Below are 14482 nucleotides of genomic sequence, written 5' to 3' on the forward strand. Positions count from 1 at the left end.
GTAACCATTTCTATTTTCTTCTATACTCCGTACATGAAATAAGCGGAACACGCACCTTCATTTGAAACCATGCATGCTCCTACCGGATGCTGCGGTGTACAGACTTTTCCAAATACTTTGCAATCTGATGGCTTACATTTTCCCTGTAAAACATCTCCGCAACGACAAGCCGGATTTGCTCTTCCTTCCATTTCCGGAATCTGATATTTCACTCTTGCATCAAACATTTCCCACTCTTTACGAAGCTTCATTCCGGAATCTGGAATCACTCCAAGACCACGCCATTCACTGTCGCAGGATTCCATCAGTTCATCTACAAGACGCTGTGCCTCTTTGCTTCCTTCTGCTGTTACTACTCTTGGATAGCAGTTTACAAAAAATGGTTTTCCTTCCTGGTAGCGTTTCAATGAAACAGCCAATGCTGTCAGCAGTTCTTTCGCAGTAAATCCTGCTACAACTCCACTGACTCCCTTCTTTGTCAGAGATTCACACAATGCCGTTCCGGTAATTGCATTTACATGTCCCGGATAAAGAAACACATCTGCACTTCCTTTTAATGCTTCATAAGCTCCCGGCATCGTCTTATTTGCCGTCAGGATAGAATAATTCTCTAGTTGTTCTTCTTTCGCTTTCTTTACTGATAAGCAAGAAGAAGGTGTTGTTGTCTCAAAACCAACGGACAGGAATACGACTTGTTCCTCCGGATGTAACCTCGCATATTTTTCTGCATCTGCCGGTGAATAAACAATCTGGATCTTTGCGCCCTTTTCTCTCGCTCCCGCAAGACTCATCTTTGTTCCCGGTACACGGACAAGATCGCCAAAAGTACAGATTGTCACACCTGCTTGAAGTGCAAGCCACACTGCCTCATCAATAAACCCAACCGGTGTCACACAGACCGGACATCCCGGTCCTGAGATCAGTTCCACCTGCTTTGGAAGTAATTTGCGGATTCCAAGGCGAAAGATCTCATGTGTATGTGTTCCGCACACTTCCATAATGCGAACCGGGGGGCCATCATACTGCTCGATGATTTCCCTCGCTGTTTTTCTTTGTTTCTCATTTCTTTCAGATGTTTGATTTTTTGTTATATCCTGCATCATCATTTATTCTTTTCACCCCATTGTTCACTGCTCTATAGCAGTTCTTCCATAAGCTGATCGGTCTCTTCGTCATCTTCTTCTGTGATCTTTGCAATTGCGACTCCGGCGTGCACCATCACGTAATCGCCTGGCTCCAGATCTTCTAATAACTCTGAAGACACTTCCCTTTTCGCACCACCTGCATCTACCACTGCAGTTCCGTCACTGATGCGAACCACTTTAGCTGATAATCCTACACACATATTTTCTATTCCTTTCTTTCATGATTCATTCCATAAAATGCCTGACCAAGCGCAATTCCTCCGTCATTCGGCGGAATCATCTGATGTGTCAGCACATGAAAACCATTTGCAATTAATCCATCTTCCGTCAGACGAAGCAGTAATCCATTCTGAAATACACCGCCACTAAGCGCTGCTGTCCGGCATCCGGTTTTCTCTGCAGCATGGACACACGCTGTGACAATCTGCTCTGCAAGTCCTTTATGAAATTCATAAGCTGCCTTTTCTATTAAGTCCTGATCAAATGTATCTTCTGCCACTGCATTTTCGCCAATATTGCTAACCACTTCGACTGTTGCCCTCACCAGTCGACTTGTCAGAAGAAGTTCTCTTCCGTCGTCTGCTGATTCAATTAAACACTTCTGCCCGTCTAAGACATTTATTTTCTTCTCACCAGATCTTTTTTCATAAGCTTCTGCTGCGAATTCCAATGCCATGGAAGCTTCTCCTTCAAAAGAAGATTTCTTTCGAATTCCAAGTATCGCACTGATTCCATCAAATAATCTTCCTGCACTGGTTGACTCTACTGCATTGATCTTTCTCTCAAGCATCGCAAGCTGAACTTTCGCTTCTTTTTCCTTGCAAAGACCAAGTTTCTGAATGATCTGCATCGCCTCATCTTTTGATTCAGATATTTGCCAGATTAAAGAAACTGCGATACGCCATCCTTCTTTTGCTGATAGGTCGCCTCCAGCCTGTAAAAATGGTTCAATACTTCCGATTCTCCGGAATCCGTCAAGATCTGCCAGAAGTATTTCTCCACCCCATATGGTTCCGTCCGTTCCATAGCCGGTTCCGTCAAAAGATACTCCGATCACCTGTTCCATCCAGTCATTCTCTGCCATACAAGATAAGATGTGTGCATAATGATGCTGCGCTTTCAAAACAGGAAGTCCCAGTTCTTCCGCAACCACCGTCGAATTATATTTGGGATGCATATCGCAAACGACAACGCTTGGTTCCACTTCTAACAATGTTTCCATCCGCTGTATTGTCTCTTTCAATGCATTTACCGTTCTTAAATCTTCTAAGTCCCCCACATAAGCCGAAGGATAAAATCTACTATCCACACCGATACAGAATGTATTTTTCAATTCTCCGCCGACAGCTAATACCTGTCCTTTCCATTTTCCTGACGTCTGGATCGGAAGTGGCGCATATCCCCTTGATCTGCGAATCATATATGGTCTGTTTTTATAGAAATCCATCACGGAATCATCTGCTCTCACACGAATTTTTCGATTGTGAGACAAGATGCAGTCACAAAATTCCGAAAGCTCTTCGTGTGCTTCCTCATCCGATCTGCAGATTGGCGCACCGGATACATTTCCACTGGTCATTACGAGAAAGTCCGGCATCTTGATTCCATCCGGATATTGAAATAGAAGTAACTGCACCGGCGCATATGGAAGCATCACTCCTACTTTTGGATTGCCCGGTGCGACAGATGAACACAGCTGCTTCGTTTCTATCTCTTTCCTCACCAAAAGAAGAATCGGCTTCTGATGTCCAGTGAGAATTTCTTCCTGCTCCTTACTCAACTCACAGACACTTTGCACTACCTCAAGATTTCTTGCCATCACTGCAAACGGTTTCGCCGGGCGGCGTTTTCTCTTTCTTAACAGTTCCACTGCTGCCTCATTTGATGCATCGCAGCAAAGATGAAATCCTCCGATTCCCTTCACTGCTACGATTCCGCCTTCGGAAATCACTCTTCTTGCTTCCGTAATTGCATCAGAACCTTTCATGTCTATCGTTCTATCAGAAGTTTTGATCAAATAAACTTCCGGTCCGCACGCATTACAACAAACCGGCTGCGCATCGTATCTTCTGCTTTCCGGATTGTAATATTCTGCCTCACATTCCGGACACATCGGAAATTCTTTCATACTCGTACGCTCTCTGTCATATGGAAGAGCATCCAGAATCGTAAGCCGCGGACCGCAACACGTACAATTAATAAACGGATGTAAGTATCTGCGATCCTTGGAATCATACAATTCTTCCTTACATTCCTCACAGATTGCAATATCCGGAGAAATAAAGATCTCTCCTTTTGTCTTCTCGCTTTCTATGATAGAAAAGTCCGGATATTTTTCCTTTGTATCCAGTATTTCTTCTGAAACTTTAAGAATCGCGGCACGTTTTGGCGGACAGGTACGAACTTTCTCAATAAACAGATTCACTGCCGTCTCGCTTCCCTGTGCGAAAATTTCAACATAAGGTCCACGATTACTGACACTTCCTCTGATCTTACAGGAATCTGCATGTCGGCTGACGGTCGGACGGAATCCTACGCCCTGTACAATTCCATAGACACGGATTTTCTTCGTTATCTCCTTCTCCATAGACTTTTTCCTCCCGTTATGACTCCTGCAGTTTTCCTGAGACTGCAAAATGCCGTATATTAACAAATATTCCTTTGAATCCCGGTACCAGGCCTCTCATATTTTCATCTGCAAAGACAATGTCATAGTTCCCATTTTGAACAAGCTTACAATAATCCATCTCTTCTTTCAGTGAAAGATCTCCTTCTTCTGAGAGCTCGGATTTCATCATAAACCAGCTTGCCACCGTAACTTCTGTATTCTGTTCATCACTTCTTGTACGAATTTCCTGTCTGATGGCATTTGCAATCACCTGCTGATGAATGATCAGTATCTTTTTCCTTTCATAACCAAGTTCAGGTATCAATTCATCTACGAATGGATATCCCACTTCATACGGTGTGCCAAATTCTTTTTCCAGATATTTTGCTGTCTCGAATGCCGCCGGTGCTACAACCAGATTCTTATCTGCAGATCCTGCTGTCTTTACTTTATCAATACCTGCTCTCATTCCATAGCAAATATAATGCGTATTCTCATTTTCTGATTTCCGGAACTTCTCTTCTATATTCAGGTCACTGACATCATGTGGCGTCAGACCGAGAACTCCGATTTTCATCTTTTTAGAAGAATCGTCTTCTTCTGAAGCTTCCTTCTGTGATGCTACATCTTTTCCTGCAAATGTCTTGAATAAAGTCAGCCATGCCTTCTCTTCTCCCACATCATACAGTTCCATTCCGTTCGTATCTACAGTCAGAATCGGAAGATTTGTCTTCTTCTCGCACATTCTCTGCAATGCTCTATAATCCGTTGCGATCACAGCCGGAACCGGAGTGCCGATCACCGCTGCAAAATTTGCATCAATCTTCTCTGCTGCATCCGTAAGTTTCGCAACAAGCCTGTCATCTCTTCCAAGGATTGCATCCATGTCACGCAAGCCCGCACTGAAAATCGCACTACGTTCCCCGAACCAGCGCGGTTCATCGAATCCGCATACATTTCCTGTACAGCCTCCCGCATCACAAATAACAAGAATTCCTCCCAGTTCATAGAAAACGGACGCTGCACCTGACTGATCCGGTGCAAATGGAGTCAGTCCTTTCCAAAGGCCACGTACATAAACGTCTTCTTTTTTGTCCACTTCCTCTTTGAACAGTGATTCTTGACTCTGTTCTGCAATTGCTTCTTGTGATTTAGAACCGATCACTTCCACCTGTTTCTGCAAAACATTACCTTCTGCCAGTTCTGTCACAGCCAGTTCAAGCGCCTCAAACAGTCTTCTCACGCCTGCATATCCGAAAGGCTGTCTCTCCTCATTCCAATGGATTCCTTTTGTGTTCGGATGATAATAACAGGCATCCTTTCCGATTGTCAGTGTCACGCCACTTTCCGTTGGATCATAGTAGAGCATCGTCGGTTCCATATTGGAAAAAATCTTTGTCTGTGGACTTAACTTTTTCAACTGTCTGATATAAATAAAGTTCTCCCCAGTAATCGTTCCGTAGATTTCTGCTACTTTAAATCCATATTTCACCAATGCTAATGATAATTCAAACGGATCCGCATTTGCACATTCCCCAACAGCAAATACCGGGTCCGGACAGACTTTACGAAAACTTTCAATTGCTTTCTGTGCCTGTTTTTTCTGTTCCTCTGCATGAAATTCTATTCCAAGTGCTGCGCCAAATGCCTGATACTGGCTTCCAATTTTATCAATCTGATAAAGTCTGCGCAGTTCGATAAATGGAATCTTTAATCTGTCATGAAAATCCTCTGCTGCAAATCGTGCCTCCGGGTGAAGAACAAGATTAAAATTTGCCTCAGACATTTTCTTATATTCTTCAAAATCTTCACATCTCGAAATCTCATGAATCGTTTTCACACCTGCCTCTTGAAGCAGTGTATATAATTCACAGTCATCTACGAGTGGTGAAAAATATCCGAGCAGATTTACTACATTTCCTTTTTTATGTCCTGGTTCAAGAAGTGAATACAGAGACTGTCTCACATGAACCATTGGTGGCTTTCGTCCCTCTCGTGTCAATGCATACATATAACATGGACGCACCGGAAGTCCGGCTTTTTCTTCCGCTTTTCTACAGACACGTTCCATATCTGTTCCAAGAAGGGCATCCACACAGGTAATACAGATCATCACAACGGATGGTTTCTTCTCAAGACTTTCACAGATTGATGCAACTGCTTTCGGGATTTTCTTTAGATGACGCCCTGTTACAATATCAGTCTCATCCATGCAAAGGTAAAAGAAACGGTTATTATATTCTTTCATTGAACTGATCATGGACGTATTTCTTCCACAGCACCCCGGTGCCACGATCAGCATGATCGATCCCGGCACTGCAAGTCCTGCTCTTTTCACTCCGAACCCTTCTGCCCCTGGAGAGTTAAAGGCAAGCGTAGCCGGCGAACTATAGATTAAATGTTCCCCTGACTGAAACTGTTTCGGAAGATTATCCTTTCCTCTTTGTTCCAGTTCTTCCGCTGTACAAAAATATGCTTTCTTCATATATTTTCCCTCGACTTATATTTTATCTCACACGTTCTGTTTCATCCTCTAACAGCTTTTCTGCCAGTTCAAAGAATCTCTTACTGATCTCAGAATCTGCGTCGCCTTCGATCACAGTCTTCCCCTGATCTTCCCAGCGTATAATCTCATCACTTCTTGGAATCTCACCAACAATAGGAATCTTTTTTTCTTCTGCAAATGCCTGTACCTTCTCAGTCTCATTTTCCACATTTCTATGATTCAGGATCAATCCAAAAATTCTTGCATAACTGCGATCTTCAAAATTACGCACTGCGCTGGAAATATTGTTAGCCGCATACAATGCCATCTTTTCTCCGGATGTAACGATAACAACCTTCTCTGCATATCCTTCCCGGATCGGTGCTGCGAATCCGCCACAGACAACATCCCCAAGCACATCATACAGAACAACATCCGGTTTGTATGTCTCAAACAACCGCAAGTCTTCTAATAACTGAAATGTCGCTATGATCCCGCGTCCTGCACATCCTAGTCCCGGTGTCGGTCCGCCTGTCTCGATACAGAGCACACCACCGAATCCTTCCTTTGCGATCTGATCTAATTCTTCCGGCTCCTCATCCTCTTCTCTCATATAATTCATTACCGGACGAAGTGGCTCGCCGCCTAACAGATTGATCGTTGAATCTGCTTTCGGATCACATCCGATCTGGATTACGCGCTTCCCCATAGCGGCAAATGCTGCTGCCAGATTCGATGTAATCGTGGACTTTCCAATCCCACCTTTTCCGTAAATTGCTACCTTTAACATATTGCTGATCCTCCCATTTTATTTCCCTGGTAAAGAGAAAGACCCTTCTTCCCCAACGGAAAAAGAGTCTGTTAAAATCACAAAATATTTTTTTGTCTAAACGCTTCTTTACAACTATTCCCGCTCGGTATCTCTTACTTCCTTGCCGTCAGAGTTTATATTCTATTCAAAATCCATGTCTTTATTGCTATGAGACATCTCTCTGCTGCATTCAGATTGAAACGTATTCTTTCCGTTTGGAACAGTTGTAAATCTCTTGCAAAACCATTAGTTAAATTATAACTTATCACTAATAGAATGGCAATGAATTTCTGGTTATTTCAGCGTTTTTTATTTCACAATATTGTTATTACTTTATCCAACAAATTTGCTCCAATATCCCTGCACAAAGATAAATAATACGATCAATGGCAGAATATAGGATACATAGAATCTTGCCCAACCTGGGAACTTGATTCCACTTCCTGCATTCGCTTCTTTCTGGAACTTATCCCAGCCCCAACCATAGCGGCTTGTACAGAACAGAAGGTAGATCAGGCTTCCGATCGGAAGCAGGTTATTACTTACAATAAAGTCCTCAAGGTCCTGAATACTGCTTCCTGCTCCCAGAGGCATGAAACCGCTCCATATGTTGAATCCAAAAATACATGGAAGGGAAAGTACAATAATCGCGATCAGATTTCCCACAACCGCCTTTGTTCTTGAACAATTCGTTAAATCCATCACAAATGCGATCAGATTTTCAAACACGGCAATGATCGTAGAGCATGCTGCGAAAAACATACAAAGGAAGAAAATTGTTCCCCAGATTCTCCCTGCACTCATTGCATTGAAAATGTTCGGAAGTGTGATAAAGATCAGACTCGGACCACTGTCCGGCTGGACATTAAATGCAAAGCAGGCCGGAAAAATAATAAATCCAGCGATCAATGCAACTAATGTATCCAGAACTGTTACGCAGACTGCTTCTCCTGTCAGAGTTCTTTCTTTTCCGATATAACTTCCAAAGATCGCAATCGCACCGATTCCAAGACTTAATGTAAAGAATGCCTGTCCCATCGCTGCGAAAATAACTTCTTTCAATCCTGCTTCTGCTGCTTTCTTAAAATCAGGAAGAAGATAGAACTCCAGTCCTTTCTCTGCTCCCGGCAATGTCACGGAACGCACTGCAAGAATGATCATCAACACGAAAAGGAGGATCATCATTTTCTTTGTGATCTGCTCTACACCTTTCTGAAGTCCCATACAGACGATTCCAAAGCACAGCACAACAACAAGGATCATACAGATTGTCATTGTAACAGGCTGTCCAAGAAGTGATGTAAATACTCCGGTCACACCATCCGCATCAAGTCCTTTAAACTCTCCGATTGCCATCTTTCCTGTATATAGAAGAAGCCATCCGCCGATTGTTGTGTAGAACATCATTAAAAGATAGTTTCCACCGATTCCAAACCATTTATACCAGTGCCACTTTGTTCCCAGTGGTTCAAGACGGTCAAAGGATAGTGCAATACTTGCCTGACTTCCACGACCCACTGCGAATTCCATTACCATGATTGGCAATCCCAACAGAACAAGAAACAGCAGATAGATCAGAACAAATGCTGCTCCTCCATACTTTCCTGTAATATACGGAAAACGCCAAACATTTCCCAAGCCAATGGCACATCCCGCTGAGATCAGGATAAATCCCAGACGTGAGCCAAATTTCTCTCGTTTCATTTCTTAGTTGTCCTCTCTTCCTTCTTTAGTGTCATAAAATGCTGTAACTGAACTTACAACCATTCGATAAGCCATCTCTGCTGCATATTCCGGTGTTTCCTTTTCGCCTGTTTCCAACCATGTTTTCACAAAACCGAGACAACCGTTCAGGCAATAAGAATAAAAATATTTCATTTCACCTGATTTCTCCGGTACAAGAGCTGCAAGTGACTCCCGACTCTTTTCCTCTAAAAGCTGCTCTAACTTATGTACAAAACCAATATCCCCATGTGGTCCTACAAGCGCACTTGCAATCTGACGATTTTCATCAAGCACATGAAATAAATCCTGAATAAAATAGTAAACGCTATCTTTTCCCGGATCAATTGGATGTTCACGGATTGCGCGCTGCATCTCTTCCATCATTTCATTTTCAACTTCTGCAAGCAGCCCCGGTATATCAGAATAATGCAGATAAAAGGTAGAACGATTGATATCCACCGCATCTACCAATTCTTTTACCGTAATCTCTCTGATACTCTTCTCCCTCATCAATTGAGCGAGGCCTGTTTTAAGCTGACTTTTTGTCTTTCTGACTCTGCGATCTGTCTTCTTCTGCATCTTCTCTTCCCCCCCTTTATAACTTACAGTACTACTGACCAATAACTCTCTACTCTGTTTCTATGTTACTGTTCACACGATGTGCGACCAGCAACGCATCTCGCCATTTTAAATCGCCTTTGGCGATGGGGCGAGATGCATTCAAGTCAAAACACGCATCCTCCGTGTCAATCAGCGGAGTGATTGACACGGGAGTGAACAGTAACGTTTCTATGGCTTAAATGAATGATTTTGTTCACCTGCTAGACATTTTTCAATCTTTCGTCTATTATTAGACATATCCAGTGTTGATTAATGGTTGTAAATTAGTTTCTACATTAATATAATACTTTTTGACATGAAAATCAACATTGTATCTATTACTAGAAATATTTTTAAGAAAAGGAGTTTTATCCATGAGAAACGCATTTCGGATTTTTCGCCGCGATATGAAACGCCTGCTCCGTAATCCGGCAGCAATACTTGTTTTGATCGGAGTATCTATTCTCCCCTCACTCTACGCATGGTTCAATATTGCAGCAAATATCGATCCTTATGCCAATACTTCCGGCATCAAGGTAGCAGTAGCAAATCTGGACACCGATGCCACACACGATGATCTGACGATCAATGCCGGCAGCCAGATTATTGACCAGTTAAAGGAAAACGACCAGTTAGGATGGACGTTTGTTTCCAAAGATGCTGCTATTGAAGGAGTTAAATCCGGCGAATATTATGCAGCAATCATTATTCCGCAAGATTTTAGCGAATCCCTGCTAAGTGTCCTGTCCGGAAAGATTGAAACTCCGGAACTTGAATACTATATCAATGAAAAACTCAATGCAATTGCGCCAAAGATCACCAGTTCAGGTGCAAGCACGATCCAGACACAAATAAACAATACTTTTTCCTCTGTTGCATCTGAAACAATTGCAGAACTTTTGAAAGAATCTGTATTCAATATTTCTGACTTTGTTGATTCCACAACTGAGGATATCAACAGTCTGCTTGCCAAAGCTGAGAACAATATTCAGGAATATGCTCAGCTCCTGGATCAGTTTCAAGCTGGTTCAGCTGATACAAATGCGCTGATACAGAATGCGAAAAATGCAGCCGATTCACTCGGAACTGCTGCCTCTTCCGGTGCAGATGCACTGTCTGATGCAGACAAGATCATGCAGACAACAAGATCCTCCGCAGGAGAATTTTCTTCTTCACTCTCTCAGGCACTTTCCGACGGAGAACTGCTGCTTGGAAAAGCTAACAGCTCCGCATCTGCCGGAATAACTGATCTTGCGACTGCTGCCGGCAGGATAAATACTTCTGTCAGTACCGCTCTTGGTTATGCCAATCAGGTCAACGAATTAAATGCAAACATTCTTGCAGACATGCAAGATCTCGCAGGCCAGCTTCCTGGAACAATTGGTGATCAGATCACTGCAAAGATTTCCACACTTCAGGCACAGAACCAGCGGAATAATGAATTGATCAGCAGCCTGCAGACAGGAAATGACGGAATACAGGATGCATTGGATACAACCACAGCAACCCAGGAACAGCTTGCTGCTCTTACAAAAGAAAATATTGATAATCTACATACATTCCGCTCTTCTCTGGATCAGAATATCCTACCACTGCTCAACCAGACGTTGGATACCTTTTCCTCTCTGACCGGTCAGGTAACCGGAATGCTTAACGGTGTTCCTGCCACTTCTGATCAGATGAACAGCATGCTTGATCAGCTGACTACAGGATTATCAAATACAACTGAATTACTGAACAGAACAAAAGATGCATTAGGAGCTGTTGAGAATAAATTAAACACACTTCAGACAGATCTCAATGCCATCACAAGTTCGGCTACTTATCAGAAACTGCTCTCTTTAGAAGGCATTGATGCAGATTCAATTGCTTCCTTCATGTCTTCTCCTGTAGAGATCAATACAGAGACATACTATGCTGTCGATAATTACGGTTCTTCGATGACACCTTTCTACTCCAACCTTGCAATCTGGGTCGGTGGTATCGTACTGATCGCAATCTTCAAGATGGAAGTAGATAAAGACAGCTCCATGCATGGCTATGGACCGACAACATTATATTTTGGCCGCTGGCTCTTGTATATGGTTGTTGGTCTTATTCAGGGATTCATTGTCTGCCTTGGTGATACACTCCTTCCGGGAGTTCAATGTAATCATCCGTCACAATTTATCCTGACAGGAATGGTTTGTTCCTTTGTTTATGTAAATATTATTTATGCGCTGTCACTTACATTTAAGCATATTGGTAAAGCGCTCTGTGTTATTCTCGTAATCCTGCAGATTCCTGGTTCTTCCGGAACCTACCCGATTGAGATGACACCGGCATTTTTCCAGAAACTGCATCCACTTCTTCCATTTACCTATGGTGTGAATGCTATGCGTGAAGCAATTGCCGGTTTCTACGGTTCCAACTTCCGCAACGATCTTCTGATCCTGCTTCTGTGCTATGTACCGATCTCTCTGCTTATCGGACTTGGACTACGCCCGGCTCTTTCCGGACTGAACCATCTGTTCGACAAGAAACTGGCAGAGACAGAATTTATGATGTGCGAACCACACGAAGCAGAACTCAGCAGAAGTACACAGCTTTCCATGCTCTTACAGGCATCTCTTTCCATCGAAGACCTTCGCCTCGTAACAGCTGAACGGGCACAGAAATTTGAAAACAATTACCGGAAGATGGTTCGTATCGGCTTCCTTGCCATTGCGATCATCCCTCTGATCTTCCTGATTCTGATGTTCAGTCTCGAATCAAAGATCGTGTTCCTGACTTTGTGGATTATCTCTATTATCGCAATCTCTGTATGGCTGATTGTTATAGAATATATCCATACAAAACTGGAGGAACAAAAAGAAATGGCCGGTATGTCCTATGAAGAGATGCTTGAAAACTTCCGTGGAAAGGAGGCGGAATAATTTGAAGAATATTTTCTTAATCTTTAAAAATGATGTGATGAAGATTCACAAAAATGTTATCGCTATGATCGTTATCATGGGAATCACTGTAATTCCGACTCTCTATGCATGGTTTAACATCTCAGCGAGCTGGGATCCATACGGTAACACAGGCGAACTGAAACTTGCCGTTGCAAGTGATGATGAAGGATACACCGGAGAACTTATCGCTGTAAAGATCAACATGGGGGATCAGATTCTTTCTTCTCTGCATAAAAATAAGCAATTTAACTGGGTTTTCACTGATTCTAAATCCGCACAGAAAGGTGTAAAATCCGGAAAATATTATGCAGCGATCGTCATTCCGAAAGATTTCAGCCAGAAAATGATGAGTGTTTTCTCCTCAACTACAGAACATCCGGATCTGACTTATTATCAAAATGAAAAAGAAAATGCAATTGCTCCGATCATTACAGGAAAAGGAGCAACTGCTGTCCAAAAGCAAATTAACGAAACGTTTATTGAAACCGTCGCACAGACTGCACTGGATGCTTTTCAGATTGTAAGTTCTGCTGCACAGGAAGCCGGGGATGACTCTATGGTTGATCATTTGATCGATAACTTAAATCAGATGGGAACCGATCTTGGTTCTGTTGCCGGAACCGTTCAGTCTTTATCCGATATGACTGATTCAGCCATCACAATGTTAAACACAACAACGGAATTCCTTCAGGAAAGTGGTTCTGGTACAAAGTCCAGCGTCAGCTCCCTGGAAAATTCAGATTTAAGTTCCCTGACATCTTTAGTATCCGGTACATCAAAGACAATTTCTGATGCTCTGACACAAAACGCCAGCTTTTACACCGCTGTTTCTGATGCTGTTGACAAAGCATTAGACTCCTATAATAGCGATGCCCAGGCTGCGTCAAATGCCCTGACTTCTGTCAGCAGTCGTGTACAAACTGTAATTGATGAATATACGAAGCTGTCTGATGCTCTGACAGCGATTGCAAATGAACACCCTGAGCTCACGATTTTAAATGATGCTGTTGCCAGCATTAACCAGAAGATACAGCTGGCAATTGATCGTCAGACGGCAATCCGCGATAAAATAAATGCTGCTGCCGAAGCACTTCCTACAGCTACTGCAAATGCTGCTGAATTAAAAAGCGAACTTGACACCCTGATCGCTCAGGCAACATCATCTGTCACAGAAGTTAAGACAACATATGAGAATAATGTAAAAGGAAATTTGGACAGCCTTTCTGCCAATCTGGATTCCACAACAGGCTCCATTTCTTCCATGCTTGGAGATCTTGATAAGAGCATTCAGAACATTGCTGGTGTCACAGGTTCTACTTCCGACGGACTGACAGGACTTCAGAAGACTCTTTCGAATTCCGCTGAACTGTTGAATGAGGCCTCCGGAAAATTAACTTCACTGGCTGCAACACTTTCCTCCGAGGATTCAAAGGATCTTTCCGCTGTGACAAACCTGTTATCAGAAGATCCGGAGACAATCGCCTCTTTCCTCTCCTCTCCGGTCAAACTGGATGAGAAAAAGATTTATCCAATTGAAAATTACGGGTCTGCAATGACTCCATTCTACTCTACTCTTGCGATCTGGGTAGGTGCTGTTGTTATGGCTGCCATGCTAAAAGTCACTATAGCTGATTCTACAAAGAAGAAACTATTCCATCCGAAAGAATATCAGCTCTATATCGGACGTATCCTACTTCTGATCATTATCGGTTTCATGCAAAGTGCACTCATCTGTCTTGGAGATCTTTTCTTCCTTGGTATTCAGTGTAAGCATCCGGTAATGTTTATACTAACCGGTATGTTTACAAGCTTTGTCTATGTGAATCTGATCTATGCACTGACTGTCTCCTTTGGAGATATCGGTAAAGCAATTGCCGTTGTCCTGATGGTAATGCAGGTTGCAGGAAGTGGTGGAACATTCCCGATCCAGTGTGCACCGAAGTTTTTCCAGGTTGTTTATCCACTTCTGCCGTTCACACACAGCATGAATGCGATGCGTGAATGTATTGCAGGGTTCTACGGAACAACTTATGCAGCAGAAATTGGAAAACTGGCAATCTACCTTGCACCGTCACTGCTGCTTGGTCTTCTGCTCAGAAAACCGATCATAAAGATGAACGATGCATTTATGGAGAAGCTTGAAAGTACACATCTGATCTAATGTAATGGTCT

The 14482-nt window shown here is 42.9% G+C and carries 9 protein-coding genes; 2 read left to right on the plus strand and 7 right to left on the minus strand.

The features are described from left to right. Nucleotides 1-20: 20 nt before the first annotated feature. The 7 genes from hypD to ACZ47Z_RS10135 all read right to left on the minus strand — a co-directional run bounded on the left by hypD (nucleotide 21) and on the right by ACZ47Z_RS10135 (nucleotide 9353). Nucleotides 21-1106, minus strand: coding sequence for a hydrogenase formation protein HypD (gene hypD, locus ACZ47Z_RS10105; RefSeq protein ID WP_117497399.1), 1086 nt, complete (start codon nucleotides 1104-1106; stop codon nucleotides 21-23). A gap of 29 nt (nucleotides 1107-1135) precedes the next feature. Further along, nucleotides 1136-1345 (minus strand): HypC/HybG/HupF family hydrogenase formation chaperone, encoded by a 210-nt coding sequence (locus ACZ47Z_RS10110; RefSeq protein WP_015527775.1) that lies wholly within the window; start codon nucleotides 1343-1345, stop codon nucleotides 1136-1138. A 5-nt stretch (nucleotides 1346-1350) separates the two neighbouring features. Further along, nucleotides 1351-3732 (minus strand): carbamoyltransferase HypF, encoded by a 2382-nt coding sequence (hypF, locus tag ACZ47Z_RS10115; protein ID WP_464525545.1) that lies wholly within the window; start codon nucleotides 3730-3732, stop codon nucleotides 1351-1353. Nucleotides 3733-3748: 16 nt separating this feature from the next. Continuing rightward, nucleotides 3749-6238 carry a nitrogenase component 1 gene (locus ACZ47Z_RS10120; RefSeq protein ID WP_464525546.1) on the minus strand — a complete coding sequence of 830 codons (2490 nt, stop codon included), beginning with the start codon at nucleotides 6236-6238 and terminating at the stop codon, nucleotides 3749-3751. Nucleotides 6239-6260: 22 nt separating this feature from the next. Continuing rightward, the gene (locus ACZ47Z_RS10125; RefSeq protein WP_015527772.1) at nucleotides 6261-7028 is read right to left on the minus strand and encodes a nucleotide-binding protein; all 768 of its coding nucleotides are present in this window, start codon (nucleotides 7026-7028) and stop codon (nucleotides 6261-6263) included. 354 nt (nucleotides 7029-7382) lie between these two features. Next, entirely contained in the window at nucleotides 7383-8753 is a 1371-nt protein-coding gene (locus tag ACZ47Z_RS10130) for a sodium-dependent transporter (RefSeq protein ID WP_055156816.1), read from the minus strand. 3 nt (nucleotides 8754-8756) lie between these two features. After that, nucleotides 8757-9353 carry a TetR/AcrR family transcriptional regulator gene (locus ACZ47Z_RS10135; RefSeq protein ID WP_227156032.1) on the minus strand — a complete coding sequence of 199 codons (597 nt, stop codon included), beginning with the start codon at nucleotides 9351-9353 and terminating at the stop codon, nucleotides 8757-8759. A 395-nt stretch (nucleotides 9354-9748) separates the two neighbouring features. Here ACZ47Z_RS10135 and ACZ47Z_RS10140 point away from each other — a divergent pair, with 395 nt between their 5' ends. After that, nucleotides 9749-12289: a YhgE/Pip family protein gene (locus tag ACZ47Z_RS10140; protein WP_464525547.1), complete on the plus strand. Its 2541-nt coding sequence runs from the start codon at nucleotides 9749-9751 to the stop codon at nucleotides 12287-12289. Between the two features lies 1 nt (nucleotide 12290). Beyond that, on the plus strand, nucleotides 12291-14471 hold the full coding sequence (locus tag ACZ47Z_RS10145; RefSeq protein WP_464525548.1) for a YhgE/Pip domain-containing protein: 2181 nt from the start codon (nucleotides 12291-12293) through the stop codon (nucleotides 14469-14471). Nucleotides 14472-14482 lie beyond the last annotated feature (11 nt).

The organism is Mediterraneibacter faecis (assembly GCF_055383675.1).

Excerpts from the sequence above, each read along its gene's own strand:
- ACZ47Z_RS10130 (WP_055156816.1), bottom strand. The coding sequence starts at position 8,753 with ATGAAACGAGAGAAATTTGGCTCACGTCTGGGATTTATCCTGATCTCA.
- ACZ47Z_RS10110 (WP_015527775.1), bottom strand. The coding sequence starts at position 1,345 with ATGTGTGTAGGATTATCAGCTAAAGTGGTTCGCATCAGTGACGGAACT.
- ACZ47Z_RS10135 (WP_227156032.1), bottom strand. The coding sequence starts at position 9,353 with ATGCAGAAGAAGACAGATCGCAGAGTCAGAAAGACAAAAAGTCAGCTT.
- ACZ47Z_RS10125 (WP_015527772.1), bottom strand. The coding sequence starts at position 7,028 with ATGTTAAAGGTAGCAATTTACGGAAAAGGTGGGATTGGAAAGTCCACG.
- ACZ47Z_RS10120 (WP_464525546.1), bottom strand. The coding sequence starts at position 6,238 with ATGAAGAAAGCATATTTTTGTACAGCGGAAGAACTGGAACAAAGAGGA.
- hypF (WP_464525545.1), bottom strand. The coding sequence starts at position 3,732 with ATGGAGAAGGAGATAACGAAGAAAATCCGTGTCTATGGAATTGTACAG.
- hypD (WP_117497399.1), bottom strand. The coding sequence starts at position 1,106 with ATGATGATGCAGGATATAACAAAAAATCAAACATCTGAAAGAAATGAG.
- ACZ47Z_RS10140 (WP_464525547.1), top strand. The coding sequence starts at position 9,749 with ATGAGAAACGCATTTCGGATTTTTCGCCGCGATATGAAACGCCTGCTC.